Here is a 24800-nt window from a genome sequence, read left to right on the forward strand (position 1 = left end):
AAAAGCAGAAAACAAATACGGTGACGATGGAATTCAAGGCAAGCGCGACCCCTCACCCCGGCCCTCTCCCCAGAGGGGAGAGGGGGAAAAGCAGATGAAGCTGCAGGCACGCATTACCGCCTACCATCGGCTGCGCGACGAAGCGCTATGGCGCCTGCTCGCTGCCGATCACGCGCCCGAAATCATCGGCCTGCTGCAAACCCTGCTGATGGACGAGGAGCGCAAGCTCGGCGCTTCCGTTCTGTTCGAACGCCTGCAGCATCACCTCGACGCCATCAACGCGTCCGACCTGCCGCGCGAACTGCCGCGCACTGCCCAGGCCTATGTGGCCGACTGGCTGGCCAAGGGCTTTCTTGAGCGCCGCCTGCCGGAAGGTGCCAGCGAAGAGGAATACGAGCTTTCCGCGCCGGCCGCACAGGCCATCCGCTTCGTCGGCGGCCTGGACGCGCCGCGTATCGCCGCCACCGAAAGCCGTTTGTCGCTGGTGATCCAGCAGCTGGTGCAACTGGCCGAACAGACCGAAACCGATCCCACCGCGCGCCTCAGTGCGCTGCAGGCCGAGCGCGACCGGCTGGATGCGGAAATCGCCCGCGCCAGCAGCGGCAAGGTGGCGGCCATCGACGGCAAGCGCGCGCTGGAGCGCACCCGCGAAATCATCCAGCTCGCCGACGAACTGGCCGAAGATTTCCGCCGCGTCCGCGACGATTTCGAACAGCTCAACCGCGAATTCCGCGAACGCATCATCGATGACGAAGGCGAGCGCGGCGACATTCTCGACAAGCTGTTCGCCGGGGTCGACCTGATCGGCGACAGCGAAGCCGGCCGCAGCTTCAACGCGTTCTGGGGCCTGCTCAACGATGTCGAGCAGAGCGCCCAGCTGGATGCCGCGCTGGACACCGTGCTGGCGCGCAACTTCGCACGCAAGCTGCAGCGCCAGGAGCGGCAGTTCCTGCGCGGCATGACCGGCGTAATGCTGGAACGCGGCAGCCACGTGCACGATGTGATGCAGAACTTCGCGCGCAGCCTGCGCGGTTTTGTGCAGAGCCGCGGCTATCTGGAGCAGCGCCGCCTGAACCAGTTGCTGAAGCAGGCGCAGGCCGAAGCCCTGCAATTGCGCGATTCGGTGCAGGCGCGCCAGCGCACGCCCTATACCCTGCAGCTCACCACCAGCCGCCTGCGTTCGCTGGCGCAATGGCGTTTGCACGATCCGCGGCAGGCGCGGGTGGACGGCAGCATCGCGCGCAGCGACGGCGCGGCGATCTCGCTGGACAGCGTCGGCGAGCTGGTGGCGCAGTCGGAAATCAACTACCGCGGCCTGCGCCGCGATCTGCATGAACTGCTGGGCAAGCACGATCAGCTATCGATCGGCGCCGTGCTGATGCAGCGCCCGGCCGAGCAGGGCCTGGGCAGCATCATCGGTTATCTCTCGCTGGCGACGCGTCATGGCGTGGTCGCCGACGGCGAGCATGAAACCATCAGCTGGCGCGGCAACGACGGCAGCGATCGTCATGCCCGCATTCCTCTCGTATGGTTCCTCAGAGAAAAGCGCAATGAATTTGCCTGAGCACGAAACCGTTCTGATCGAGCCGGTGGCGGACAAGCCCAAGGGCGCGCTGTTCGACGGCGACAGCGGCAGCCTGCCGCTGGACGCGCGCCGCGCGCTCTGCCAGCTGCTGGCCGGCCCCAGCCTGGATGCCGGCCGGCATGGCCCGCTGTGGACAGCGCTGCTGCGGCAGGAAACGGCGCTGCGTTCGCGCCTGTGCGAGCTGTTCCTGGAACTGGTGATCGATCGCGAGGGCGGCGTGGCCTTTACCCGCCAGTTCGACACCGGCGAGCTGGACACGCCGACCCTGCTGCGCAGCTCGCCGCTGACTTTTATCGACTCGGTGTTGCTGCTGCATCTGCGCCAGCAACTGGCCGAGGCCGAAGCGCGCGGCCAGCGCGCGGTGGTGGAAGAGGCGGCGCTGGTCGATGCCTTGTCGGTCTACGAAAAAAGCGTTTCCACCGACCGCGCCGGCTTCGCCAAGCGCGTGGCCGGTGCGATCGGCAAGATGAAAGACAACCACGTGCTGGACAAGCTGCGCGGCAGCGAGGATCGCTACGAGGTATCGCCTGCGCTGAAGCTGTTGTTCTCGGCCGAGGACGTGCAGGCGCTGGCACAGGCCTATCGCGAACTGCGCGAGTCGGACCAAGGTGAGGAGACTGCGGATGGCGAATGAGAAGGGCGCTGCGCGCAAGCCGCGCAGCAAGACCGTGCGGGCGGCAAAGCCGGTCGCGCCATCGCTGTTTCTGTCGGACCTGCCGGATCCGCGCGACGAACAGTTCCGCATGCGCCGCCTGCAGGTGTTCAACTGGGGCACCTTCAGCGGCCTGGTCGAAGTGCCGATTGCCGAGCGCGGGTTTCTGTTTGTCGGCCGTTCCGGTTCGGGCAAATCCACCTTGCTGGACGCGATGTCGGCCTTGCTGGTGCCGCCGAACCTGGTCGACTTCAACGCTGCGGCGCGCGAAGCCGAGCGCAGCGGGCGCGACCGCAGCCTGGTTTCCTATGTGCGTGGCGCCTGGGCCGACCAGCACGATAGCGATTCGGGCGAGATCGCCACGCAGTATCTGCGCAAGGGCGCGACCTGGTCGGCAGTGGTGCTGGAATACCGCAATGCGCAGGGCGCGGAGGTCAGCCTGATCCGCCTGTTCTGGATCAGCGGCAACAGTTCCTCGGCGGCCGATGTGCAGAAGCACTACATGGTCACCGAGCGCGCCTTCGATGTGGCGAAGGAACTGCAAGGATTCGACCTGGACCGCCGCCGCCTGCGCACGCGCCTGGGCGATGACGTGCATCACTTCGACACCTTCTCCGGCTACGCCGAACGCTTCCGCCGCGTGCTCGGCATCCAGAACGAGATGGCGCTGAAGCTGCTGCACAAGACGCAGTCGGCCAAGAACCTGGGCGATCTGAACCAGTTCCTGCGCGGTTTCATGCTGGACGAGCCGGAAACCTTCGCTGCCGCCGATCGCCTGGTCGCTGATTTCGGCGAGCTGGATGCGGCCCACAAGGCGGTAGTGATCGCGCGCGAGCAGGTCGATACCCTGGCGCCGGCGCGCGAAGCCTACGAATCGCTGCAGCAGTTGCGCCGTGCCACCAGCGAATTGAAAGAACTGCAGCAGGGCGCGGACTTGTATCGCGAACAGCGGCGGCTGGCTTTGCTCGATGCGCGCCTGGCGGAACTGCAGGTGCAGGATCAGGCGCTGGCTGGCGAGTTGGCGCAGCGCCGCCAGTCGCTGGACAACCACGACCAGAAGCTGGCCGACCTGGAGCGCCAGCGCCGCGAGCAGGGCGGTGACGCCATCGATCAACTCGAGCGCGAGCAGGAGCAGGTGAGTCGTGAACGCGACGAGCGTCTGCGCCGCCGCAACAAGGCCGAGCAGGCCTGCCGCGAGCTGGGCTGGAGCGTGCCCGGTACGGCGCATGGTTTTGCCGAACTGGCCGGGCAGGCGCGCGAGCTGATCGACGGTGCGCGCAATCGCGCCGCTGCGCTGGAAGAGCGCATGGATACGGCCAAGCGCGAGCGCGAGCAGTCCGCCCGCCGCTTCGCCGAAGTGCGCACGGAAATCGATGCGCTGAAGCGCAATCCGTCGAATATTCCGGCACCCACGCAAGCGGTGCGCGCACGCCTGTGCCAGGAGCTGGGGTTGTCCGAGAACAGCCTGCCGTTCGTCGGCGAGTTGATGCAGGTGAAATCCGAACATGCCGCGTGGCGCGGTGCGATCGAGCGCGTGCTGCATGGCTTCGCGCTGGCGTTGCTGGTGGACGAGCAGCATTACGGCGAAGTGTCGGCCTGGGTCAACAAAACCCATCTGGGCAGCAAGCTGGTGTATTACCGCGTCGGCCGCGGCGAAGTGTTGAACACGCGCAAGCTCGATTCGCGCTCCATGCTGCATCGCCTGGAGCTGCGCGACCATGCGCATCGCGACTGGCTGTCGGGCGAGCTGGCGCGCCGTTTCGACTACAGCTGCGTGGATACGGCTGCGGCGCTGAAGCAGGCCGACCGCGCCATCACGCGCGAAGGGCAGGTCAAGCATCCGGGCGATCGCTACGAGAAAGACGACCGCCGCGCGGTAGACGATCGCCGCCACTGGGTGCTCGGCTTCGACAACCGCGACAAGCTGGGTATCTACGAAAAAGAAGGCCAGCAGCTGGCACAGGCGATCGCCGGTGCCGATGAAGCCTTGAAGACACTGCGCGACGACAACGCACGCGAAGGCGACCGCCGCGTACTGGCCGCTGCCTTGGCGGCGACCGAGTGGGAGGAGATCGACGTCGCTCCCAAGCTGCAGCGCCTGGGCGATATCGAAACCCAGTTGAAGCAATTGCGCGAAGGCGATGCCAGCCTGCTGGAAATCACTCAGCGCGTGGATACCGAGCGCGAGCTGCGCCGCCGTGCCCAGGCGGCGTTCGAAGACGCCGCCGGCGAGCGCAATGCCTTGCAGCGCGAGCGCAACAGCCTCAACGAAAAGCGCGAAGCCTGCCAGCAGAAGGCAACCATGGCCACGCTCACCCCGCTGCAGGCGCGCGGCTTGCCGGAGCGTTTGCCGGCGCATCCGCCGTTGTCGCTGGATAACCTGGCCGACCAGTTCCGCGTGCTGGAGCGCGGTCTCAACGAAGCCATCAGTCATCACGCCGAAGACGACAACCGGCTGGTGCAGGAAACCGAGGAATGCTTCCGCGGTTTCTGTCGCCGCTGGCCACAGGACAGCGCCGACTTCACCCCCAACCTCGATTCTGCCGAAGGTTTTCTGGCGCGCTTGCGCCGGCTGGAACTGGATGGCCTGCCCAAGCACGAGGCGCGCTTCTTCGAACTGCTGCAAAGCCAGAGCAAGCAAAACCTGCTGGTCTTGCAGAAGCACATGCTGGAAGCGCGCAAGCAGATCGGCCAGCGCATGGAAGAGGTCAACGAAAGCCTGGAACGCGTGCCGTTCAACCGCGGCACGCTGCTGCAGATCGAACTGACCGATCGCGGCCTGGGCGAAGTGCGCGAGTTTCAGCAGCAACTGCGCGACGTGCTGTCGCATCACCAGACCGAGGACCGCGCACTGGCCGAAGCGCAGTTCGGCATCCTGCGCCAACTGGTGGGCAAACTGGCCGCCGACGATCCGGAACACAAGCGCTGGCGCGAACAGGTGCTGGATGTGCGCCAGCATGTGGAGTTTGTCGGCGTGGAAGTGGAGGCCGATACGCGCCGCCAGGTCGAGGTTTATCGCAGCGGCGCCGGCAAGTCCGGCGGCCAGCGCCAGAAGCTCGCCACCACCTGCCTGGCTGCGGCGCTGCGTTATCAGCTCGGCGGCGACGACGGCCATCTGCCGCGCTATGCGCCGGTGGTGCTGGACGAAGCCTTCGACAAGGCCGACAACGAATTTACCGCGCTGGCGATGAATATCTTCGAGAACTTCGGTTTCCAGATGGTGGTGGCTACGCCGCTGAAATCGGTGATGACGCTGGAGCCATTCATCGGCGGCGCGTGTTTCGTGGATATCACCGGGCGCCACGATTCGGGCGTGTTGCTGATCGAATACGACCAGACCGAGCGCCGCCTGGCCTTGCCCGAGCGAGTGCGCGAAACCGCGGCGGTTTGACCCGCTGCACGGGTGACCTATGGCATAACACGACCCCTGCGCTGCATGGATCGCGCATCATGCACGTTCCGCAGGCTTTCACCGCCATAGAGAGAACCCGATGAGCAACCGCCGCGATTTCCTGAGAACCTCCCTGCTGGCGACATCCGCGCTGGCCCTGCCGCGCCTGTCGCGCGCAGCTACCGCGGCATTGTCCGTGTCCGGCAAGGTGCCGGGCGGGGTGGGTGCACGCGTGGTTTCCACCTGGGATTTCGGCGTGCCGGCCAACCAGGCGGCGTGGACAGTGCTGGGCAATGGCGGCCATCCGCTCGATGCGGTGGAAACCGGTGTGCTGGTGCCGGAAGCGGATCTGCGCAATCACAGCGTGGGCCGCGCCGGTTATCCGGATCGCGACGGCAAGGTCACCCTGGACGCCAGCATCATGGACGGCGACGGCCGCTGCGGCGCGGTGGCTGCGCTCGAACATATCGCCCATCCGATCAAGGTGGCGCGCAAGGTAATGGAAGACACCCCGCACGTGCTGCTGGTCGGCGACGGCGCGCTGGAATTCGCCTTGCAGGAAGGCTTCAAGAAAGAAGACCTGCTTACGCCCGAATCGGCCAAGGCCTGGCACGAATGGCTCAAGACCGCCAAGTACACGCCGGTGGCCAATAGCGAAAACCTCGACTATCACCGCACCGTGCAGAATCTCGGCATGCCCGGCGGCAAGAACAATCACGACACCATCGGCATGCTGGCGGTGGATGCGCACGGCCGCCTGGCCGGTGCCTGCACCACCAGCGGCATGGCGTGGAAGCTGCACGGCCGCGTGGGCGACAGCCCGATCATTGGCGCCGGTTTGTATGTCGACAACGAAGTGGGTGCGGCGACCTCCACCGGCGTAGGCGAAGAAGTGATCCGCAATGCCGGCAGCTTCCTGGTGGTGGAGCTGATGCGCCAGGGCCGCAGCCCGCAGCAAGCCTGCGAAGAAGCGGTGCATCGCATCGTGAAGAAGCGGCCGGAGGCGACCAAGGACATGCAGGTCGGTTTCCTCGCTCTTAATCGCGACGGCGAATGCGGTGCGTATGCAATCCAGAAGGGTTTCACCTACGCCGTGTGCGATGTGCAGCAGCAGGACCGCCTGATCGCCTCGCCCAGCCTTTACCAGACGACGTACACCTGATGTCCAGCCAACCCTTGCTCGAAATTGCCGCCGGTTCGCTGGCTTCCGCACTGGCTGCGCAGGAGGGCGGTGCCGATCGCGTCGAACTGTGCAGCAGTCTGGCCGAGGGTGGCATCACGCCGTCCCAAGGCATGCTGGCGGTGGTGCGCGATCGCGTGCGCATTCCGGTGTATGTGCTGGTGCGTCCGCGCGCCGGCGATTTTCTTTACGACGAGGCCGAATTCGAGATCATGCGGCGCGATGTCGAGACCTGCGTGCAGCTTGGCTTCGAAGGCGTGGTAATCGGCGCCCTGGATGCCGACGGTGCGGTGGATCCGCGTTGCCGCGAGCTGGTTGCTGCGGCGGGCAATGCCGGGGTGACGTTCCATCGTGCGATCGATGCGAGTGCGGATCTGCGCCGTTCGTTGGATGCGGTGATGGCGCTGGGCTGCGAGCGCGTGCTTACCTCGGGCGGATGTGCGAATGCCCTGGCTGGTGCTGCGGTGATTGCCGGGCTGGTGGAGCAGGCGGCGGGGCGCATCTCGATCATGGCGGGGGCGGGGATCCGCTCGCAAAATCTGGCCGAGGTGGTGCGGCTGACGCGGGCGCATGAGTTTCATGGGTCGGCGCGTGCGGTGCATCGGTCGGGGATGCGTTACCTCAATCCGGCGCTGAAGGATCTGCCGCCGGATACGGAGCGGACCAGTGTGGATGAGGTGCGGGCGATGCGGCGGGAATTGAGCGAGGCATAGCTTTTCTTCCTCTCCTCGCAGCAGGGGAGAGAGCAGAGCTCCCACGCTCTTCCTCCTCGTCCCCTGCGGGGAGAGGGAGCCGAGCTCCTACGCTCTTCCTCCTCTCCCCTGTGGGGAGAGGATCGAGGTGAGGGGACACGCTCGCGGTTGATCCGCATCGGAGCGACGCTTTGAACTGCCCGCGGCGCAAGATTGCCCCCTCACCCCAGCCCTCTCCCCGCAGGGGAGAGGGAGCAGAGCGCGCACGAAAAAGCCGGCGTTTCCGCCGGCCGCCCTTTCCCTTGGAAAAGGGCCATCACACACGAAAAAGCCGGCGTTTCCGCCGGCTTTTCGCCAACCCTCTTAGCCAACCAGCCCTTAGGCCAGTTCGCGAATCTTGGCGTTCAGGCGGCTCTTATGGCGAGCAGCCTTGTTCTTGTGGATCAGGCCGCGGGCGGCGTAACGATCCATCACCGGCTGAGCGGCGGTGAAGGCGGCTACGGCGCCGTCCTTGTCCTTGGCTTCGATAGCCTTGACGACCTTACGGAGGGCGCTGCGCACCATGGAACGGGCGCTGACGTTGCGCAGGCGGCGCTGCTCGGACTGGCGCGCACGCTTCTTCGCGGACTTGATGTTAGCCAAGGTAAAACTCCGAATGAATTAGCTGGGGTTGGAAAAAGGCGGTAATTATGGCGGCAATTTGCCGATAGGTCAAGCACTTGTCCCGGCTCCTGCGGGAGCAGGCGGGCCGCCTGGCCGGGTGAGGGCCGCATTGGCGGTGCCGTGCCTACCAAGGCGCGGCGACGAACCGCCATTATGACGGGGTTGGCCCCTCATCCCAACCCTTTTCCCCAGCAAAGCGGGAGAAAGCCGGGCCTTCTGGCAAGATTCGCCCCCGAACCCGGCGCCGAGACCCACACCCCGCATGAAATCCCCCAGCATGCTCCGCGGCCTGCTCTCCTTCAGCAGCATGACCATGGTTTCGCGCGTGCTGGGGCTGCTCAGGGATATCTCGATCAGCCACGTGTTCGGTGCCAATGTCGCCACCGACGCGTTCTGGGTGGCGTTCCGCATTCCCAACTTCATGCGCCGCATGTTTGCCGAGGGCTCGTTTTCCACCGCCTTCGTGCCGGTGTTTACTGAAGTGAAAGAGCAGGGCACGCATGCGCAGCTGAAGGAGCTGATGTCGCGCGTGGCCGGCACCCTGGGCGGCGTGCTGCTGGTGGTGACGGCCTTGTGCGTGTTGTTTGCGCCGCAGGTGGCGACGGTGTTTTCGCCGGGTGCGGTGGATGAGCCGCACAAGTTTGCGCTGACGGTGGAGCTGCTGCGGCTCACCTTCCCGTTCTTGTTGTTCGTTTCGCTGACCGCGCTTTCCGGCGGTGCGCTCAACAGCTTCCATCGCTTCGGCCTGCCGGCGTTGACGCCGGTGATCCTCAATCTGTGCATGATCGCCGCTGCATGGTGGCTGTCGCGCTGGCTGCACACGCCGATTCTGGCCCTGGGCTGGGCGGTGTTCGCGGCCGGCATCCTGCAGGTGCTGTTCCAATTGCCGGCCTTGCGCCAATTGGATCTGCTGACTTTGCCGCGCTGGGGCTGGCGGCACCCGGACGTGCGCCGGATCATGCGCCAGATGGTGCCGACGCTGTTCGGTTCCTCGGTCTCGCAGATCAATTTGCTGTTCGACACGGTGATCGCTTCGCTGCTGATTTCCGGTTCGCAGACGTGGCTGTCGCAGGCCGACCGCTTTCTCGAATTGCCGCTGGGTGTATTCGGCGTGGCGCTGGGCACGGTGATCCTGCCGTCGCTGTCGCGCCATCACGTGGCGACCGATCATGACGGTTTTTCCAAGGCGCTGGACTGGGGCCTGCGCACCACCTTGCTGATTGCAGTGCCGGCGATGTTCGGCCTGATGCTGCTGGCGCAGCCGCTGGTGGCGACCTTGTTCCAGAACGGCCAGTTCCGCCCGTTCGATACGCGCATGGCGACGCTGTCGGTGACCGCGCTGAGCTTCGGCGTGCCGGCCTACGCGATGGTGAAAGTGCTGCTGCCGGCGTTCTATGCGCGGCGCGATACGCGCACGCCGGTGCGTGCCGGCGTGGCGGCGCTGCTCACCAATATGCTGCTCAATGCCTTGTTCCTGCTGTTGCTGTATGCGTGGTGGGCGCCGCCGGCATTGAAGTCCGGTCCGTTGTTCGACGGCCTGTCGCGCGTACCCGGCTTGCATCTGGCGCTGGGCATGGCCAGCGCGGTGGCGAGCTATATCAATCTGCTGCTGCTGTGGCGCTGGTTGCGGCAGGCCGCGATCTATCAACGCCAGCCTGGCTGGGCGCGCCATGTCATGCGCCTGGGTGTGGCCTGTGCGGCGATGGTCGCGGTGCTGCTGCTGGGCCGCTGGTACTGGCCAGACTGGACGCAGCTGCAGGTGATCGGTCGCGTGTGGCGACTGGCCTTGCTGGTGGTGGCCGGCGGTGCGACCTACGTGATCGTTCTTTTCGCATTGGGCTTCCGCCTGCGCGAATTGCAACACGACTGACCGCTATACTTGGCCGATGATGAAACTGTCCCGGGACGTTGCGGGGCCGTGTCTGGCCCCCGGCGGCAGTGTGGTTGCGGTCGGCGCTTTCGATGGGCTGCATCGCGGTCACCAAGCCTTGTTGAACGACGTGCGCGAACGGGCGCAGGCACTCGGCTGCGCGCCGATGGTGGTGAGTTTCGAGCCGCTGCCGCGCGCCTACTTTTCCAGAGAGCCGGTAGCGCGCCTGTCCAGCGTGCGCGAGAAGCTGCTCGGCTTCGCCGCCGCCGGCATGCAGCACACGCTGCTGCTGCGCTTCAACCAGGCGCTGACGGCGATGTCGCCCGAGGATTTCGTGCAGCGCGTGCTGATCGAGCGCTTGAACGTGCGCGAGGTGTGGGTGGGCGCGGATTTCCGCTTCGGCCACAAGCGTGCCGGCGATGTCGCCATGCTGGAGCGCATCGGCGCCGAGCGTGGTTTTGCCGCCCGCACCATGCCGGCGGTATCGCTCGATGGCGAGCGGGTGTCGGCGAGCCGGGTGCGGGCCCTGCTGGCGGCCGGCAATTTCGGCGCAGCCACGCCCTTGCTGGGCCGGCCCTTCGTGATCGAGGGCAAGGTGGAATACGGCAACCAGCTGGGCCGCACGCTGGGTTTCCCCACCGCCAATATCCATCTGCGCGAGCGGGTCACCCCGGTGCAGGGCATCTTCGCGGTACGGGTCGGCCTGGGCGAAAGCGCCTGCAGTTGGCCGGGCGTGGCCAGCCTGGGCGTGCGTCCTACCGTCAACCAGGTGGCCCAGCCGCTGCTGGAAGTGCACCTGTTCGATTTCGAAGGCCACCTCTACGGCCAGCGCATGGCGGTGGAGTTCGTGGCCAAGCTGCGCGACGAGATGAAATTCGACGGATTGGACGCATTAAAGGTCCAAATGAGTCATGATGCACGTTCAGCCCGGGAGATCCTGGGCATGAACCCCACCCTGATCGACGCGTAACGGCATGAAGACCCTGCAATCCCTGCCAGTCCAGCGCACCGAGCCCGCAACCGCGGTCGCGGCGATCATTATTATTTGACGCATCTCGCCGAAGCGCGTGCGCTTGCCGCCGCGCGCGGCAAGCAATAGCACGAGGCTTCGGTTCCCCCTCCAGGCATCGAAGCGGGCCCACCGTAGACACGGCAACCGAGCGATGACCCAGGACTACAAGAACACCATCAACCTGCCGCAGACCAGCTTCCCTATGCGCGGCGACCTGCCCAAGCGCGAGCCGGGCTGGCTGGCCGATTGGGAAAAGGTGGGGCGCTACCAGCAGATCCAGGCCCAGACCAAGGGCCGGCCGATGTTCGTGCTGCACGATGGCCCGCCGTATGCGAACGGCGCGATCCACCTGGGCCACGCGATCAACAAGATCCTCAAGGACGTGGTGGTGAAGTCCAAGCTGCTGGCCGGCTTCCACGCCCCGTATGTGCCGGGCTGGGATTGCCACGGCATGCCGATCGAAATCCAGATCGAAAAGCAGTTCGGCAAGAACCTGCCCACCGCCGAGGTGATGAGCAAGGCGCGCGCCTACGCCACCGCGCAGATCGACAAGCAAAAGGAAGATTTCAAGCGCCTGGGTGTGCTCGGCGAATGGGATCGTCCCTATCTCACCATGGCGCCGCAAAATGAAGCCGGCGAAATCCGTGCGCTGGCCGAGCTGCTGCGCAAGGGCTACATCTACCGCGGCCTGAAGCCGGTGAACTGGTGCTTCGACTGCGGCTCCGCGCTGGCCGAAGCGGAAGTGGAATACGAAGACAAGACCGACATCGCCATCGACGTGGGCTTTGCCTTCGACGATCCGGCGGCGGTCGCCAAGGCGTTCGGCCTGGAAAAACTGCCCAAGCCGAACGGCCAGCTGGTGATCTGGACCACCACGCCGTGGACCATCCCTTCCAACCAGGCTCTGAACCTGCATCCGGAATTCAGCTACAGCCTGGTCGATACCGCCCGCGGCCTGTTGATCCTGGCCACCGAGCGGGTGGAGGAATGCCTCAAGAGCTACGGGCTGGAAGGGCAGATCGTCGCCTCGGTGCCGGGGCAGGCGCTGGGCGATCTGAAATTCCGCCATCCGCTGTATGCGGTGGATCCGGGCTATGCGCGCGTGGCGCCGGTGTACTTCGCCGATTACGTCACGCTCGATACCGGTACCGGCATCGTGCACTCCGCGCCGGCTTACGGCGTGGAAGACTTCCAGTCGTGCAAGGCGCACGGCATGAAGGACGCCGACATCCTCAATCCGGTGATGGGCAACGGCGTGTATGCGTCGTGGCTGCCGCTGTTCGGCGGCATGTTCCTGTGGAAGGCCAATCCCAAGATCGTCGAAGTGCTGGAGCAGGCCGGTTCGCTGCTGCACCAGAACCAGTACAGGCACAGCTACATGCATTGCTGGCGGCACAAGTCGCCGATCATCTACCGCGCCACCTCGCAGTGGTTCGCCGGCATGGACCTCACGCCCAAGGACGGCGGCAAGACGCTGCGCGAAACCGCGCTGGAAGGCGTGGAAGCCACCCAGTTCTTCCCGGCCTGGGGCAAGCAGCGCCTGCACAACATGATCGCCGAACGTCCCGACTGGACGCTGTCGCGCCAGCGCCAGTGGGGCGTGCCGATGGCGTTCTTCGTGCATCGCGAAAGCGGTGAACTGCATCCGCGTACGCCCGAGCTGCTGGAAGAGGTGGCCAAGCGGGTGGACCAGCACGGCATCGAAGCCTGGCAGAGCCTGGAGCCGGCCGAGCTGCTCGGCGCCGACGCCGAACACTACGAGAAGAATCGCGACACGCTGGACGTGTGGTTCGATTCCGGCACCACCCACTGGCATGTGCTGCGCGGCTCGCACGCCGATGTGCTGCGCTTCCCGGCGGATCTGTACCTGGAAGGCTCGGACCAGCATCGCGGCTGGTTCCATTCCTCGCTGCTCACCGCGGCCATGCTCGATGGCCAGCCGCCGTACAAGCAGTTGCTGACGCACGGCTTCAGCGTCGATGCGCAGGGCCGCAAGATGTCCAAGTCGCTGGGTAACGGTATCGAGCCGCAGGACATCATGAATCGCATGGGCGCGGACATCCTGCGGCTGTGGGTGGCATCCACCGACTACCGCTACGAGATGTCCCTGTCGGAGGAGATCCTCAAGCGCGTAGCGGACATGTATCGCCGCATCCGCAATACGGCGCGCTTCCTGCTCGGCAATCTGGACGGTTTCGATCCGGTCACCCAACTGGTGCCGGTGCAGCAGAGCCTGCTGCTCGATCAATGGGCGATCGGCCAGGCGCACGAACTGCAGCAGGCAGTGGTCGCCGCCTACGAGCGCTACGATTTTCCGGAAATCGTGCAGCGCGTGCAGAACTTCTGCACCAACGAAATGGGCGCGCTCTATCTGGATATCACCAAGGACCGCCTGTACACCATGCCGACCGAAAGCCTCGGCCGGCGCAGTGCGCAGAGCGCGATGTACCGCATCCTGGAGGCGCTGGTGCGCTGGCTGGCGCCGATACTGTCCTTCACTGCGGAAGAAATCTGGCAGCACATGCCGGGCCAGCGCAGCGAAAGCGTGTTGTTCGAAACCTGGTACGACGGCCTGGTGAACACGCAGAACTCGCCTGAGCAGCGCCGCTACTGGGCTGACCTGCTGGCCATGCGCGAGACCGCGTCGCGCGTGCTCGAAGAGATGCGCCGGGCCGAGAAGATCGGCGCGGCGCTGGAAGCCAAGCTGGTGCTGCATGCCGATCCCGCCACCGCGGCGCGCTATGCCGCGATGGGCGATGAGCTGCGCTTCTTCTTCATCACCTCCGAGCTGCGCGTGGCGCCCTTGCAGGAGCGTCCGGCCGATGCCGCGGCGGTACCGCTGGAAGACGGCGAAGTGCAGGTGGCGGCCAGCGTGAGCGAGGCGGTCAAATGCATTCGCTGCTGGCATCGGCGCGAGGATGTGGGCAGCCATCCGGAACATCCGGAGATCTGCAGCCGCTGCGTGAGCAATGTGGAAGGGCCGGGCGAGGATCGGCGCTGGTTCTAACGTCACCGCAAACCAACTCCCTCCCTTGCTTGGCAGGGGAGGGCTGGGGTGGGGTTGTACGAGCTTGCCGCGTTCTTCAGGTTCAAGGCGAGGTTGGCTTCACCCCACCCCAACCCTCCCCTACTGCACGTAGGGGAGGGGGCATTCTTCGGCACGCCATGTAATCGAGTACGCCTATGCACCCCAAACCCAACGCACTCCCCTGGCTGCTGATCTCCACCCTGGTGATCGCCCTCGACCAGCTCAGCAAGTGGTGGGCGCTCACCGCGCTGCAGCCCGAGGGCCTGCCGCACCCGGTGATCCCCGGCCTGCTCAACTGGACGCTGGCCTTCAACACCGGCGCGGCATTCAGCTTCCTGGCCCACAGCGGGGGCTGGCAGCGCTGGTTCTTCGTGCTGCTGGCGCTGGTGATCAGCGGCGCGCTGGTGGTGTGGCTGCTGCGCACGGCGCGGCGCGAATGGCGCACGGCCCTGCCGCTGGCGCTGGTGATCGGCGGTGCGCTGGGCAACCTGATCGACCGGCTGCACGCCTCGCAAGTCACCGACTTCATCCAGGTGTATTACCGCGACTGGTATTACCCCACCTTCAACGTGGCCGATTGCGGCATCACCGTGGGGGCGGTGCTGCTGATCCTGTTCGGTTTGCGGCCGCAGGCGCGCTGAGCGCGATGCAAGTTTGCGTATATCAACGGGCCTGTCACGTACAGGCCTTTATTTTTTCACGCACATCGAGCGCGTCAGGGGCGACGGGTGATTGCTGCGGCACGGGTGGTATTGCAACAAACGTTTAATTGGCAAGGCCCGGCAGACTGGCGATTGCGCACAGTAGGTCGTATTCGGACGCGGGTGGGCAACCCGCTGCGCCGGGTCATGCCTGGGCCGGCCCTTCTGCAGGGCGTGCGGCCGGAGCGAAGGCCGTCACCTTCCAAAAATGTGATCTACATCACAAATGGCCCGCTTCTTGCTCGACTTACCGCAAAGGCAAGGCTGAGGGCGGCCGGGGGGCGAACCGCAGCACCAAAACGGGGGATTCCTCGGTTGACTCCATTGCATGGCAGATGCAGGCGTTCGCATGTTCATTGAATTCACAACCAGGAAGCGCAGCGTGCCGGTCCGCCGCACCGCGATCGCTTTGCTCGTGATGCTGACGCTGGCCGGTGCGGCCGGCACGGCTTGCGCGCAGGCGGCGGCCGACGCCGGCAGCCTGCTGGCCCAGGCGCAGGCGGCGCGTCATGCGGGCAAGCGCGTGGAAGCCCTGGCGTATTGCCAGGAAGTGCTGGCGCGCTGGCCCGACAACGCAGATGCGCGGGCGCTCAACGTCACCCTGTTGTCCGAGCTGGGGGCTTCTGCGCGCGCGCTGGAACTGGGCACGGCGCTGCCGGTCGATGCGCAAGAGCACTACCGCCTGCAGGCCGACTACGACGCCCATCAGGTGCGCTGGGCGCGCGGTGAGCCGGCCGATGCGCATCAGCCTTATGCGGAGGCCGACAGGGCCGCGACCGGCATTGAGCAACTGGCCAACGATCCGAACGCGCCCGCCGATATCCGCTTGCGTGCAAGCTTCGACCTGCTTGCCGTACTGGATCAGGCCGATCGCGCCGACCAGGTGCTGAGCCACTACGCCACGCTCAAACAGCAGGGCGTGGCTTTGCCGCCGTATGCCGAGCAGGCGGTGGCGGATGCGCTGATGCAGAAGCACCGCTCGCGCGAAGCCATTCCGTTGTACGAAGACAGCATCCGCCGCGACCCCGGTCCGTACGATCCCAGCGAAGTCGATCCGCGTATCGGCCTGGCCTACGCCTACCTGCAGGCCGGCCGCATGCACGATGCGCTGGACACCATCCACAAGCTGGCCGCCGGCGAGGCGCGCTGGCTGCACCTGCGCGATGCGCGTGGCAATGCACGCAATCAGCGTAAGGTCGACGCGGACAGCAATGCCGCCTCGATCGAACAAGATGAAGGCCTGCTCAAGACGGCTTACGACGAACTGGCCGCGATGAGCGCCGAAGCCCCCGGCAACGCCGACCTGCGCCGCCAGCTGGCCATGGCCGAGCTCGCCCGCGGCTGGCCGCGCCGCGCGCTGCAGACCTTGCATATCGCCGATACGTTGGACGAACGCGACGCCAACGCCGCGCTCGACCAAGCCGCGGCGCACCAGGCGCTGTACGACTTTGCGGCCGAGCAATCCGATCTCGCCCAGGCGCAGGCCGAAGCCGGGCGCAGCGGCCGTGTGCAGGATGCGCAGACCGCGTGGGATCGCTATCGCGGCTGGCAGTTCGATCTCACTCACGACAACGGCTGGGGCAACAGCCCCGACTACGGCGATCGCGACCAGGAAACGCAGGCGACGCTGGCCAGTCCCTTGCTCGCCGATCACTGGCGCGTGCTGGCGATTGCGCAATACGCCACCGCCGGCTTGCCGGAGGGTGATGTTGCGCGCGAACGCGCGGGCCTGGGACTGCAGGGTTATCTGCACGGGCTGCAGTTTTATGTGGAAGCGCTGCCCTCGGCGGATCGCTTCGTGAAGCGCACGGATATCGCCGCCGGCTTCACCTGGGCGATCAACGACCAATGGTCGTGGTCCACCGACTGGAACAGCGCCAGCAACGACATCCCGCTGCGTGCGCAGTACTACGGCATCACCGGCAATTCGGTCAGCACCGCCGTGCAGTGGCGCCCGAGCGAACTGACTTCGGCGCGGCTGGCGGTGTACCGCGATGGCTTCACCGACGGCAATCTGCGCGAAGGCTGGCTGGGCGATTTTGTGCAGCGCCTGCACACCGCGCCGAACTTTACCTTCGACGGCGGCGTGGAAGTGGGCGGCTCGCACAACAGCGAAGACAACCGGCCGTATTTCAATCCGCGCAGCGATCATTCCCTGGCCTTCACCGGCTCCCTGCAGAACCTGCTCAGCCAATACGAGGATCGCAGCTGGACGCAACGCATCGACGTGGCGCTGGGTGCTTACCAGGAACTCAACTACGGCACCGGCGCCATGGCCAGCGTGCGCTACGGCCAGATTTTCCAGCCGCAATTCGGCCTGCGTTTCGGCTGGGGCGTGAGCTGGCATTACCAACCCTATGACGGCCGGCACGAATCGCGTGTCGTGCTGGACCTGACCGTGCATTGGGGAGAGTGACGATGCGCCGACTGCTACTCACCCTTGTCTTGATGCTGTGCGCCGGCCTGGCACAGGCGGCCGTGCTGGCGCCGGCCAAGCCCGACTTTATCGTGCTGACCTATCACAACGTGCGCGATGACGTGGATCCGCTGGGCGATCACGATGCGGATGCGATCAGCACCGATCACCTGATTGCCCAGTTCGACTGGCTCAAGAGCAACGGCTACCACATGGTCAGCCTGGAGCAGGTGGTGCAGGCCGCGCGTGGCGGGCCGGCCTTGCCTGCGCACGCAGTACTGCTCACCTTCGACGACGGCCTGGAATCGTTCTACACGCGCGTGTATCCCTTGCTGCGCGCGTACAACTACCCGGCGGTTTCGGCATTGGTCGGGTCCTGGATCGATATGCCGGCGGGCCAGCAGATGGCCTACAACGGCGCGCAGTGCACGCGCGACTGCTTTATGAGCTGGGATCAGGTGCGCGAGATCCAGAAATCCGGCCTGGTGGAATTCGCCTCGCATACCTGGCAGTTGCATATGGGTATTCCCGGCAATCCGCAGAACAACCAGATGCCGTCGGTGACCACCCTGCGTTACGACATGGACGGCCATCGCTACGAAAGCGAGAACGACTACATCGCGCGCCTGCGCACCGATCTGCAGCACAGCTCCGACGAAATCGCCAAGGAAATCGGCCATCGTCCGCGCGCGATCGTGTGGCCTTACGGTTCGTACAACAAGATTGCCGTGCAGGTCGCCGCCAGCGTGGGCATGCCGCTGTCCTTCAGCCTGGGCGACCAGTTGCCCGACGGCCAGATCGACAGCACCATTCCGCGCCTTCTGATCAGCGGCAATATCAGCGCCAATCGCCTGGGCTGGCTGATCCGCCACCAGCAGCGCACCGATCCGGTACGCGCGGTGCAGGTGGATCTGGACTATGTCTACGATCCCGATCCGAAGCAGCAGGAGCGCAACCTGTCCGTGCTGCTCGACCGCATCAAGCGCATGCAGCCGACGCAGGTGTGGCTGCAGGCCTATGCCGATCCGAAGGGCGATGGCGTAGCCGAGGCCGTGTATTTCCCCAGCCGCCATCTGCCGATGCGCGCCGACTTGTTCTCGCGCGTGGAGTGGCAGCTGCGCACGCGTGCCGGCGTGCGGGTTTATGCGTGGATGCCGGTGCTGGCCTTCCGTTTCCCGGATGCGCCGCAACTGCCGTCGCTGGCCGGCGAGCCCAAGCCCGGCGGCGATCACTACCGGCTGGCGCCGTGGGATCCGCGCGTCAAGCAATGGATCGGCGATGTCTACGAAGATCTCGCCATGCATGCGGACGAAGCCGGCCTGCTGTTCTCCGACGATGCGTATCTGCGCGATACCGACAACCTTGGTCCCTGGGCCGGCATGTCGCCCGCGCAACGCACCGAGGCACTGATCGATTTCACCCACGCGCTGGCCGAGCGTGTGCGCCGCTGGCGCCCGCAGATCAAGACGGCACGCAATATCTACACGCGTCCGATTTTTGATCCGGCGGCCGAAGCGTGGTTTGCGCAAAGCCTGCCCGCGTTCCTGGCCGGCTATGACCTCACTGCAATCATGGCCATGCCCCAGCTGGATCAGCAAAGCGATCGCCGTTCCTGGTACCGCGAATTGGTGGCGCGTGTGAAAGCGCAACCGAACGGACTGGATCGCGCCCTGTTCGAACTGGCCTCACACGACTGGCGCAACGACCAGCCGATCGACGAGGCGCGCATGGACGACCGGATCGAACTGCTGCAGACGGAGGGCGTGCGTCATCTGGGCTACTACCCGGACGATTTCATCAAGAACCAGCCGCGGCTGAACCTCGTTCGGCCATCGATCTCGGCTGCCGACTATCCCTACCCGGAGCCATCACGATGATCGGTGGCATCATTCATATCCTCCTTGCGTTTGCCTTCTTTTATCCACTGGCGATGTCCTTGCTGTGGATGAGCGGCGGACTGCTCTACTTCCTGCGCTGGGAACGGCGCGAACCCGCGCGCGTGAAGCCGCCGTCACTCGCCTCGTACCCGATGGTGTCGCTGATCGTGCCTTGCCATAACGAGGGCGAGCAGGTGCGCGAGACCATCGCGAACCTGGCCGACCAGACCTGGCCGGATTTCGAGATCATCGCGGTGAACGACGGTTCCACCGACGACACCGGCCCCCAGCTCGACGAGCTGATGAAGGTGTATCCGCAGCTGCGCGTGATCCATCTGTCCAGCAACCAGGGCAAGGCGATGGGCCTGCGCACGGCCACGCTGGCGGCGAAGGGCGATTACCTGGTGTGCGTGGACGGCGATGCCTTGCTTGATCGCTATGCCACCCACTGGCTGATGACGCATCTGCTGTCCAGTTCGCGCGTAGGTGCGGTGACCGGCAATCCGCGCATCCGCAACCGCTCCACCTTGCTGGGCAAGCTGCAGGTGGGCGAGTTCTCTTCGATCATCGGCCTGATCAAGCGCGCACAGCGTGTATACGGACGCATCTTCACCGTCTCCGGTGTAATTGCCGCCTTCCGCAAAGTGGCGCTGCACGATGTCGGCTACTGGAACACCGACATGGTGACCGAAGACATCGACGTGAGCTGGCGCCTGCAGATGCGCCATTGGGAAATCCGCTACGAACCGAATGCGATGTGCTGGATCCTGATGCCGGAAACCTTGCGCGGCCTGTGGAAGCAGCGCCTACGCTGGGCGCAGGGCGGCTCGGAAGTGCTGCTGCGCTATGCGACCAAGCTGATGCGCTGGCGCCAGCGGCGCATGTGGATGGTGGCGGCGGAATACCTGATCAGCATGATCTGGTCGTATGTGATGGCGTTAATGGTGACGCTGTGGCTGCTCGGCATGGTGCTGCCGCTGCCGCCGTCGCTGCATGTGCCGACCTTGCTGCCGCAGTGGAACGGCGTGGTGCTGGGCATCATCTGCATGCTGCAGTTCCTGATCAGCCTGCTGATCGACCGCCGCTACGAAAAACGTATCGGACGCAATTACTACTGGATGATCTGGTACCCGATTGCGTTCTGGATGCTTACCACCGCCACCTCGGTGGTGGCGCTGCCCAAAGCCATGTTCAAGCGGCGCGGTACGCGCGCCGTATGGACCAGTCCCGACCGAGGTGTGCGATGAAAGCCGATCCCATCATCAACTTCCCGGAGCGCCAGCAGCCGCTGCAACGCCTTACCTCCGGCGTGATCACCATGCTGGCCTGGACCCTGTGGATCTCGCTGTGGCTGCCGCTGCTGACCCTGCTGGCGTGGCTGCTGGGCCTGCAGGATATGTACATCAAGCTGGGCCTGGATCATCCCTTCCGCGCGGCCGGCGACCTGGCGATGGTGTTGCCGTTGGCCATGGTGGCGGCGCTGTCGCTGGGGGCCTGGGCCTTCTACAACCGCATGCGTTTTGCCGGCAAGCAGAAGCGCCGTGCCAATCGCGTCGTCGATATCAAGGAAATGGCGCCGGCACTGGATGCCTCGCTGCATACCGCCCAGCAGTTGCGCGCCAGCCGCCGTGCGGTGGTGCATTTCAACGAGCAGGGCGGTTTGTATCTGTAAGCGCAGGAGCGCGCTTCAGACCGTGCGTTCCACCCGGTTGCGACCGTTGCGCTTGGCCGCGTAGAGCGCGCGGTCGGCGGCGGAGATCAGGTCGTTCGGCTGCGCGCCTTCGGTCGGTACCACGCAGGCGACACCGATGCTGATGGTGACGTAGCGGGTGGGGCTGTCATCGTGCGGCAGCTGCAGCCGGCTCAGTTGTTTGCACAGGCGCATGGCGACATTGCCGGCGCCCGCGCCGGGTGTATTCGGCAGCACCAGCACGAATTCCTCGCCGCCATAGCGGGCCAGCATATCGGCCGGGCGCTTCAGCGCCTGCTGCAACACGCTGGCGACTTCGCGCAGGCAGGCGTCGCCGGCAAGATGTCCGTAGCGATCGTTGTATTGCTTGAACAGATCGATATCGGCCAGCAGCAGGGAAATTGCCTGCTGGCTGCGCAAGGCCAGCCGCCATTCGCGCTCCAGCGCTTCTTCGAACGCACGCCGGTTCGGCACCCCGGTAAGGCCATCGCGCAACGCCATCTCGGCGAACATGCGCCGATCCCGGCGCAGCACGTCGGCGGTTTCGATCTGCTGCACCTGGCTGAGGATGCTGCGCAATCCGTAGCCCAGCACGGCAATGATCACGCCGGCTACGCCCAGGGTGAATTGCTGGCGCAACAGCAGGATCGCGATCACCAGCACCGCCAGCGCCAGCAGCAACGGGCTGCCGCTGCGCACGAATCGCACCAGGCCCAGCGGCGGATTCAGGCCGCGCGACAACCGCGAGGGACCGAGCCACGCCAATGCCATCAGCAGCAGGAACGGCGCATCGGCGACCAGGTCGTAATGACTGCCGATGTTTTGCGCCACATCCAGCGCGACATGGTGGTTGTAATAGGCGGCGACCAGCGCATAGGTCGAAGTGAAGGCGGTCAGCACACCGAAGAAATGACGGCGTGCGACCGTGTCGGAAGAAAGAAAGCGGATGGCGGTGGTGAAGGCCAGAAACGCGTTTTCCATATCGAACATGTCGGCGATCACATGCGCCGCCATCGGATTGGCCGCGCCCTGCAGGCTGACCCAGGAAAACATCATGGCGAAATACAGATAGCCCAGGGTGATCACCAGCACCGCATCGATCACCCGCTGCAGACGGCTGCCGGCATCGCCGCCGACGGTGGCCACGGCATAGAAGATCGGCACGCCATACAGCACGTAGAACAACATGCTGCCGCCCGGTGCGGCATTGCTGTTGGCGAAGAACAGATCCTCCTGCATGCTGATGACCATGCCGGCCGTCCACAGCACCAGGCTGGCCGCCAGCAGGCTCCAGCCGCGCGACAGCCCAAAGCCTTCGATCTTGCCGCGCCAGATCACCGCCGCCAGCGCCAGCAATGGGGCGGCGATCAGGAACGTATACGACGCGGCGATGGCATGGATTCCCGCAAAGGAAATCATCGCGCCGTGCAGCAGCACGAACGCGGTAGCGAGCAGCACTGTCAAGGGGGCGGCGATGGCCTTGGGCATGCCCGATTACCTTAGAGCCTGTTCGCCCCATTGGCGAGGCCCCGATGCATGTGCCCGATCATGCAGCCATGCAGGGATGGCCTATGTGATGGCCGCGTTGCTGTCCTTCACAAAATCCACGAAGGCACGCAGTGGCGCAGGCAGATGGCGATGGCCGGGGTAGTAGAGGAAGGGCCCTGAGAAGTTCTGCCACCATTCCTGCAGCAGCGGTTCCAGCGCACCGCTGTCCAGATGCGGGCGCAGCATGTCTTCGTACAGATGGATCACGCCGAGCCCGGCCACGGCGGCGCTGACTGCAAGATCGACCGCGGCGCCCAGCCGGACCAGCAGCGGCCCGCTCGGGTCGATGCGGATCAGTTCGTCATCGCGCTCGAACTCCCACGGCGGAATGGCGCCGCTGGCGAACTGGCCGCGCAGGCAGGCATGCGAGAGCAGGTCGCGCGGATGCTGCGGCCGGCCGTGCGCATCCAGATAGGCCGGCGCCGCCGCGGTGGCGAAGCGCTGCAGGCGCGGGCCGATCGGGATGGCGATCATGTCCTGTTCCAGCCGCTCGTCGTAGCGGATGCCGGCATCGCAGCCGGCCGCGAGCAAGTCGACGAAACTGTCTTCCACCACCACTTCGACCCGGATATCGGGATAGCGCTTCATAAAGGCGGCGAGCAGGGGCGGCAGTACGATGCGCGCCACCCCTGCCGGCACGTTGAGCTTGAGGGTGCCGGCGGGCTTGTCGCGGAAGCCGTTGAGCACGTCCAGCGCCGCTTCCATCTCGGCCAGGGCCGGCGCCAGCCGCTCGATCAGGCGCGCGCCCGCCTCGGTCGGTGCCACGCTGCGGGTGGTGCGGTTGAGCAGGCGCATGCCCAGCTTCAGCTCCAGCCGGCGCACGGCGGTGCTGAGGCTGGAGGCGGAGACGCCGCCGGCACGCGCGGCGTCGCGGAATCCGCCGGCACGGGCGACGGCAAGGAAGGCGGCGAGATCGTTGAATTCCAGGGCCATTGTTTGATTATTCGCACAACCCGTGCACATTGCCATGGATTATCTGACAAAGGCTTGTGCTGCATAGTGATCGAGCCCCGAGGTTTGTCCGCTGTTTCTGGAGGGCGGTAACAGGCCTCGCCGGAGTGACGGCGAGGTGATTTTGAAGACCAGAACCACGTAACGGCTTGCTGCGGACTGCAGGCGCACGCGCAGGCAAACCTCAGGCTCGAATCCCTTACCCAGGAGATCCCCATGTCCAAGCTTTCCACCGCCGCCGGCACTTATCCGCTGGCTGGCCGCCCCGTCAATCGCATGGGCTACGGCGCCATGCAGCTCGCCGGCCCCGGCGTATTCGGTCCGCCCAAGGATCATGTCGCCGCCATCGCCGTGCTGCGCGAAGCCGTGGCTGCCGGCGTCGACCATATCGATACCAGCGACTTCTACGGCCCGCACGTCACCAACCAGCTGATACGCGAAGCGCTGCATCCGTATGCCAATGATCTGCTGATCGTCACCAAGCTCGGTGCGGTGCGCGGCAGTGCGGGCGAGTGGCTGCCGGCGTCGGAGCCGCAGGACATCGAGCGCGGCGTGCACGACAACCTGCGCAACCTCGGCCTGGATGTGCTCGACGTGGTCAACATGCGCATCATGGGCAGCATCCATGCACCCAGCGAAGGCTCGATCGCACGCCAGGTGGAAGCACTGGCCAAGCTGCAGCAGCAAGGACTGGTACGGCATATCGGCCTGAGCAATGTCACCTCTGTCCAGGTCGCCGAAGCGCAGGGCATCGCGTCCATCGTGTGCGTGCAGAACCAGTACAACCTGGTGCAGCGCGCGGACGATGCGCTGGTGGATGAGCTGGCCGGGAAGGGCATTGCCTACGTGCCGTTTTTCCCGCTGGGCGGCTTCACTCCGATTCAATCCTCGGCGCTTTCCGCTATTGCCAAGAAGCTGGACGCGACACCGATGCAAGTGGCGCTTGCCTGGCTGCTGCGGCGCGCACCGAACATTCTGCTGATTCCGGGAACGTCATCGCTGGCGCATCTACGCGAAAATCTTGCTGCCGCGGAGCTGCGTTTGACTGACGATGTGCTGGCCGAACTGGCATCGCTGGTACAGGAAGGTGATCAGCCGTCGCATTAGTACTCTGATTAGCGAATCGGATGATTGGCATCGACGCATAAGGCGCTGGAAAGTTCGAGGTTTTCAGATATGCCTCGGATCGCCAAGCTCCAGAAAATTCGTGTTCATTGGCGACCATCGCCGCAGCTACGCTTCGTGTTTCACGAATTCGGACTTGTTCCGCGAAGCGACTGCACATGCCCGAGGCGTACGGCCAATCTGGTAAGCCCCTGGCTGGCTCCGCAGCCTCCTTCAGCATGCGCGTGCCCGGTCGGCACGCGCTGCGTTTTTCCTTGCTATCGGTATCGAGTTCGGTAGCCATTGAGTGGCCTGCACTAACTGGTCCAGATGTAGGGTTAGTTTAAGCAGCGAGCTTCAGATGTACATCCTGGATGGCTGGCAGGACAGCTTCAGGAGCCGGTGGCCGATAATTCAACGCGCTATGCGGCCGAACCGTG

16 protein-coding genes and 1 pseudogene are annotated in these 24800 nt (G+C 65.1%); 14 read left to right on the forward strand and 3 right to left on the reverse strand.

Going from position 1 to position 24800, the window contains the following annotated elements; genetic code table 11:
- Positions 1 to 94: 94 nt before the first annotated feature.
- The 5 genes and pseudogenes from IGX34_RS19940 to IGX34_RS19960 all read left to right on the forward strand — a co-directional run bounded on the left by IGX34_RS19940 (position 95) and on the right by IGX34_RS19960 (position 7521).
- Positions 95 to 1564 carry a DUF3375 domain-containing protein gene (locus tag IGX34_RS19940; protein WP_192557501.1) on the forward strand — a complete coding sequence of 490 codons (1470 nt, stop codon included), beginning with the start codon at positions 95 to 97 and terminating at the stop codon, positions 1562 to 1564.
- Positions 1551 to 2219 carry a DUF4194 domain-containing protein gene (locus IGX34_RS19945; protein WP_225737642.1) on the forward strand — a complete coding sequence of 223 codons (669 nt, stop codon included), beginning with the start codon at positions 1551 to 1553 and terminating at the stop codon, positions 2217 to 2219. The genes IGX34_RS19940 and IGX34_RS19945 overlap by 14 nt, the downstream gene beginning before the upstream one ends.
- Positions 2209 to 5610, forward strand: a pseudogene (locus tag IGX34_RS19950) (ATP-binding protein); the annotation flags it as partial. The gene IGX34_RS19945 and the pseudogene IGX34_RS19950, both read left to right, overlap by 11 nt.
- 118 nt (positions 5611 to 5728) lie before the next feature.
- On the forward strand, positions 5729 to 6790 hold the full coding sequence (locus tag IGX34_RS19955; protein WP_192557504.1) for a glycosylasparaginase: 1062 nt from the start codon (positions 5729 to 5731) through the stop codon (positions 6788 to 6790).
- Positions 6790 to 7521 (forward strand): copper homeostasis protein CutC, encoded by a 732-nt coding sequence (locus tag IGX34_RS19960; RefSeq protein ID WP_192557505.1) that lies wholly within the window; start codon positions 6790 to 6792, stop codon positions 7519 to 7521. Before IGX34_RS19955 ends, IGX34_RS19960 begins: the two co-directional genes overlap by 1 nt.
- 357 nt (positions 7522 to 7878) lie before the next feature.
- Here IGX34_RS19960 and rpsT read toward each other — a convergent pair whose 3' ends face one another.
- On the reverse strand, positions 7879 to 8142 hold the full coding sequence (gene rpsT, locus IGX34_RS19965; protein ID WP_192557506.1) for a 30S ribosomal protein S20: 264 nt from the start codon (positions 8140 to 8142) through the stop codon (positions 7879 to 7881).
- Positions 8143 to 8425: 283 nt separating this feature from the next.
- Here rpsT and murJ point away from each other — a divergent pair, with 283 nt between their 5' ends.
- From murJ to pgaD, 8 genes are all read left to right on the forward strand, one after another.
- Positions 8426 to 10033 (forward strand): murein biosynthesis integral membrane protein MurJ, encoded by a 1608-nt coding sequence (murJ, locus tag IGX34_RS19970; RefSeq protein ID WP_192557507.1) that lies wholly within the window; start codon positions 8426 to 8428, stop codon positions 10031 to 10033.
- 16 nt (positions 10034 to 10049) lie between these two features.
- The gene (locus IGX34_RS19975; protein WP_192557508.1) at positions 10050 to 11003 is read left to right on the forward strand and encodes a bifunctional riboflavin kinase/FAD synthetase; all 954 of its coding nucleotides are present in this window, start codon (positions 10050 to 10052) and stop codon (positions 11001 to 11003) included.
- A 193-nt stretch (positions 11004 to 11196) separates the two neighbouring features.
- Positions 11197 to 14052, forward strand: coding sequence for an isoleucine--tRNA ligase (ileS, locus tag IGX34_RS19980; RefSeq protein WP_192557509.1), 2856 nt, complete (start codon positions 11197 to 11199; stop codon positions 14050 to 14052).
- 176 nt (positions 14053 to 14228) lie between these two features.
- Entirely contained in the window at positions 14229 to 14714 is a 486-nt protein-coding gene (gene lspA, locus IGX34_RS19985; RefSeq protein ID WP_192557510.1) for a signal peptidase II, read from the forward strand.
- A 442-nt stretch (positions 14715 to 15156) separates the two neighbouring features.
- Positions 15157 to 17190: a poly-beta-1,6 N-acetyl-D-glucosamine export porin PgaA gene (pgaA, locus tag IGX34_RS19990; protein WP_192557511.1), complete on the forward strand. Its 2034-nt coding sequence runs from the start codon at positions 15157 to 15159 to the stop codon at positions 17188 to 17190.
- A 2-nt stretch (positions 17191 to 17192) separates the two neighbouring features.
- Positions 17193 to 19067, forward strand: a complete 1875-nt coding sequence (gene pgaB / locus IGX34_RS19995; protein ID WP_192557512.1) for a poly-beta-1,6-N-acetyl-D-glucosamine N-deacetylase PgaB — start codon at positions 17193 to 17195, stop codon at positions 19065 to 19067.
- Positions 19064 to 20314, forward strand: coding sequence for a poly-beta-1,6-N-acetyl-D-glucosamine synthase (pgaC, locus tag IGX34_RS20000; protein ID WP_192557513.1), 1251 nt, complete (start codon positions 19064 to 19066; stop codon positions 20312 to 20314). The genes pgaB and pgaC overlap by 4 nt, the downstream gene beginning before the upstream one ends.
- Positions 20311 to 20739 carry a poly-beta-1,6-N-acetyl-D-glucosamine biosynthesis protein PgaD gene (gene pgaD / locus IGX34_RS20005; RefSeq protein ID WP_192557514.1) on the forward strand — a complete coding sequence of 143 codons (429 nt, stop codon included), beginning with the start codon at positions 20311 to 20313 and terminating at the stop codon, positions 20737 to 20739. The genes pgaC and pgaD overlap by 4 nt, the downstream gene beginning before the upstream one ends.
- A gap of 15 nt (positions 20740 to 20754) precedes the next feature.
- Here the strand turns inward: pgaD and IGX34_RS20010 are convergent, their stop codons facing one another.
- Both IGX34_RS20010 and IGX34_RS20015 read right to left on the reverse strand, forming a co-directional pair.
- Positions 20755 to 22245 carry a GGDEF domain-containing protein gene (locus IGX34_RS20010; protein WP_192557515.1) on the reverse strand — a complete coding sequence of 497 codons (1491 nt, stop codon included), beginning with the start codon at positions 22243 to 22245 and terminating at the stop codon, positions 20755 to 20757.
- Between the two features lie 81 nt (positions 22246 to 22326).
- Positions 22327 to 23238: a LysR family transcriptional regulator gene (locus tag IGX34_RS20015; protein ID WP_225737643.1), complete on the reverse strand. Its 912-nt coding sequence runs from the start codon at positions 23236 to 23238 to the stop codon at positions 22327 to 22329.
- A gap of 234 nt (positions 23239 to 23472) precedes the next feature.
- Here IGX34_RS20015 and IGX34_RS20020 point away from each other — a divergent pair, with 234 nt between their 5' ends.
- A complete protein-coding gene (locus tag IGX34_RS20020) occupies positions 23473 to 24363 on the forward strand; it encodes an aldo/keto reductase family oxidoreductase (RefSeq protein WP_192557516.1) in 891 nt (296 codons plus the stop codon).
- Positions 24364 to 24800 lie beyond the last annotated feature (437 nt).

The organism is Dyella acidiphila (assembly GCF_014863405.1).
GTDB classification, from domain to species: domain Bacteria; phylum Pseudomonadota; class Gammaproteobacteria; order Xanthomonadales; family Rhodanobacteraceae; genus Dyella_B; species Dyella_B acidiphila.

Coding starts and splice junctions, on each gene's coding strand:
- ileS (WP_192557509.1), top strand. CDS start 11,197: ATGACCCAGGACTACAAGAACACCATCAACCTGCCGCAGACCAGCTTC.
- pgaB (WP_192557512.1), top strand. CDS start 17,193: ATGCGCCGACTGCTACTCACCCTTGTCTTGATGCTGTGCGCCGGCCTG.
- IGX34_RS19955 (WP_192557504.1), top strand. CDS start 5,729: ATGAGCAACCGCCGCGATTTCCTGAGAACCTCCCTGCTGGCGACATCC.
- IGX34_RS19975 (WP_192557508.1), top strand. CDS start 10,050: ATGATGAAACTGTCCCGGGACGTTGCGGGGCCGTGTCTGGCCCCCGGC.
- IGX34_RS20010 (WP_192557515.1), bottom strand. CDS start 22,245: ATGCCCAAGGCCATCGCCGCCCCCTTGACAGTGCTGCTCGCTACCGCG.
- IGX34_RS20020 (WP_192557516.1), top strand. CDS start 23,473: ATGTCCAAGCTTTCCACCGCCGCCGGCACTTATCCGCTGGCTGGCCGC.
- pgaD (WP_192557514.1), top strand. CDS start 20,311: ATGAAAGCCGATCCCATCATCAACTTCCCGGAGCGCCAGCAGCCGCTG.
- IGX34_RS19945 (WP_225737642.1), top strand. CDS start 1,551: ATGAATTTGCCTGAGCACGAAACCGTTCTGATCGAGCCGGTGGCGGAC.
- IGX34_RS19940 (WP_192557501.1), top strand. CDS start 95: ATGAAGCTGCAGGCACGCATTACCGCCTACCATCGGCTGCGCGACGAA.
- lspA (WP_192557510.1), top strand. CDS start 14,229: ATGCACCCCAAACCCAACGCACTCCCCTGGCTGCTGATCTCCACCCTG.
- IGX34_RS20015 (WP_225737643.1), bottom strand. CDS start 23,238: ATGGCCCTGGAATTCAACGATCTCGCCGCCTTCCTTGCCGTCGCCCGT.
- murJ (WP_192557507.1), top strand. CDS start 8,426: ATGAAATCCCCCAGCATGCTCCGCGGCCTGCTCTCCTTCAGCAGCATG.
- pgaC (WP_192557513.1), top strand. CDS start 19,064: ATGATCGGTGGCATCATTCATATCCTCCTTGCGTTTGCCTTCTTTTAT.
- IGX34_RS19960 (WP_192557505.1), top strand. CDS start 6,790: ATGTCCAGCCAACCCTTGCTCGAAATTGCCGCCGGTTCGCTGGCTTCC.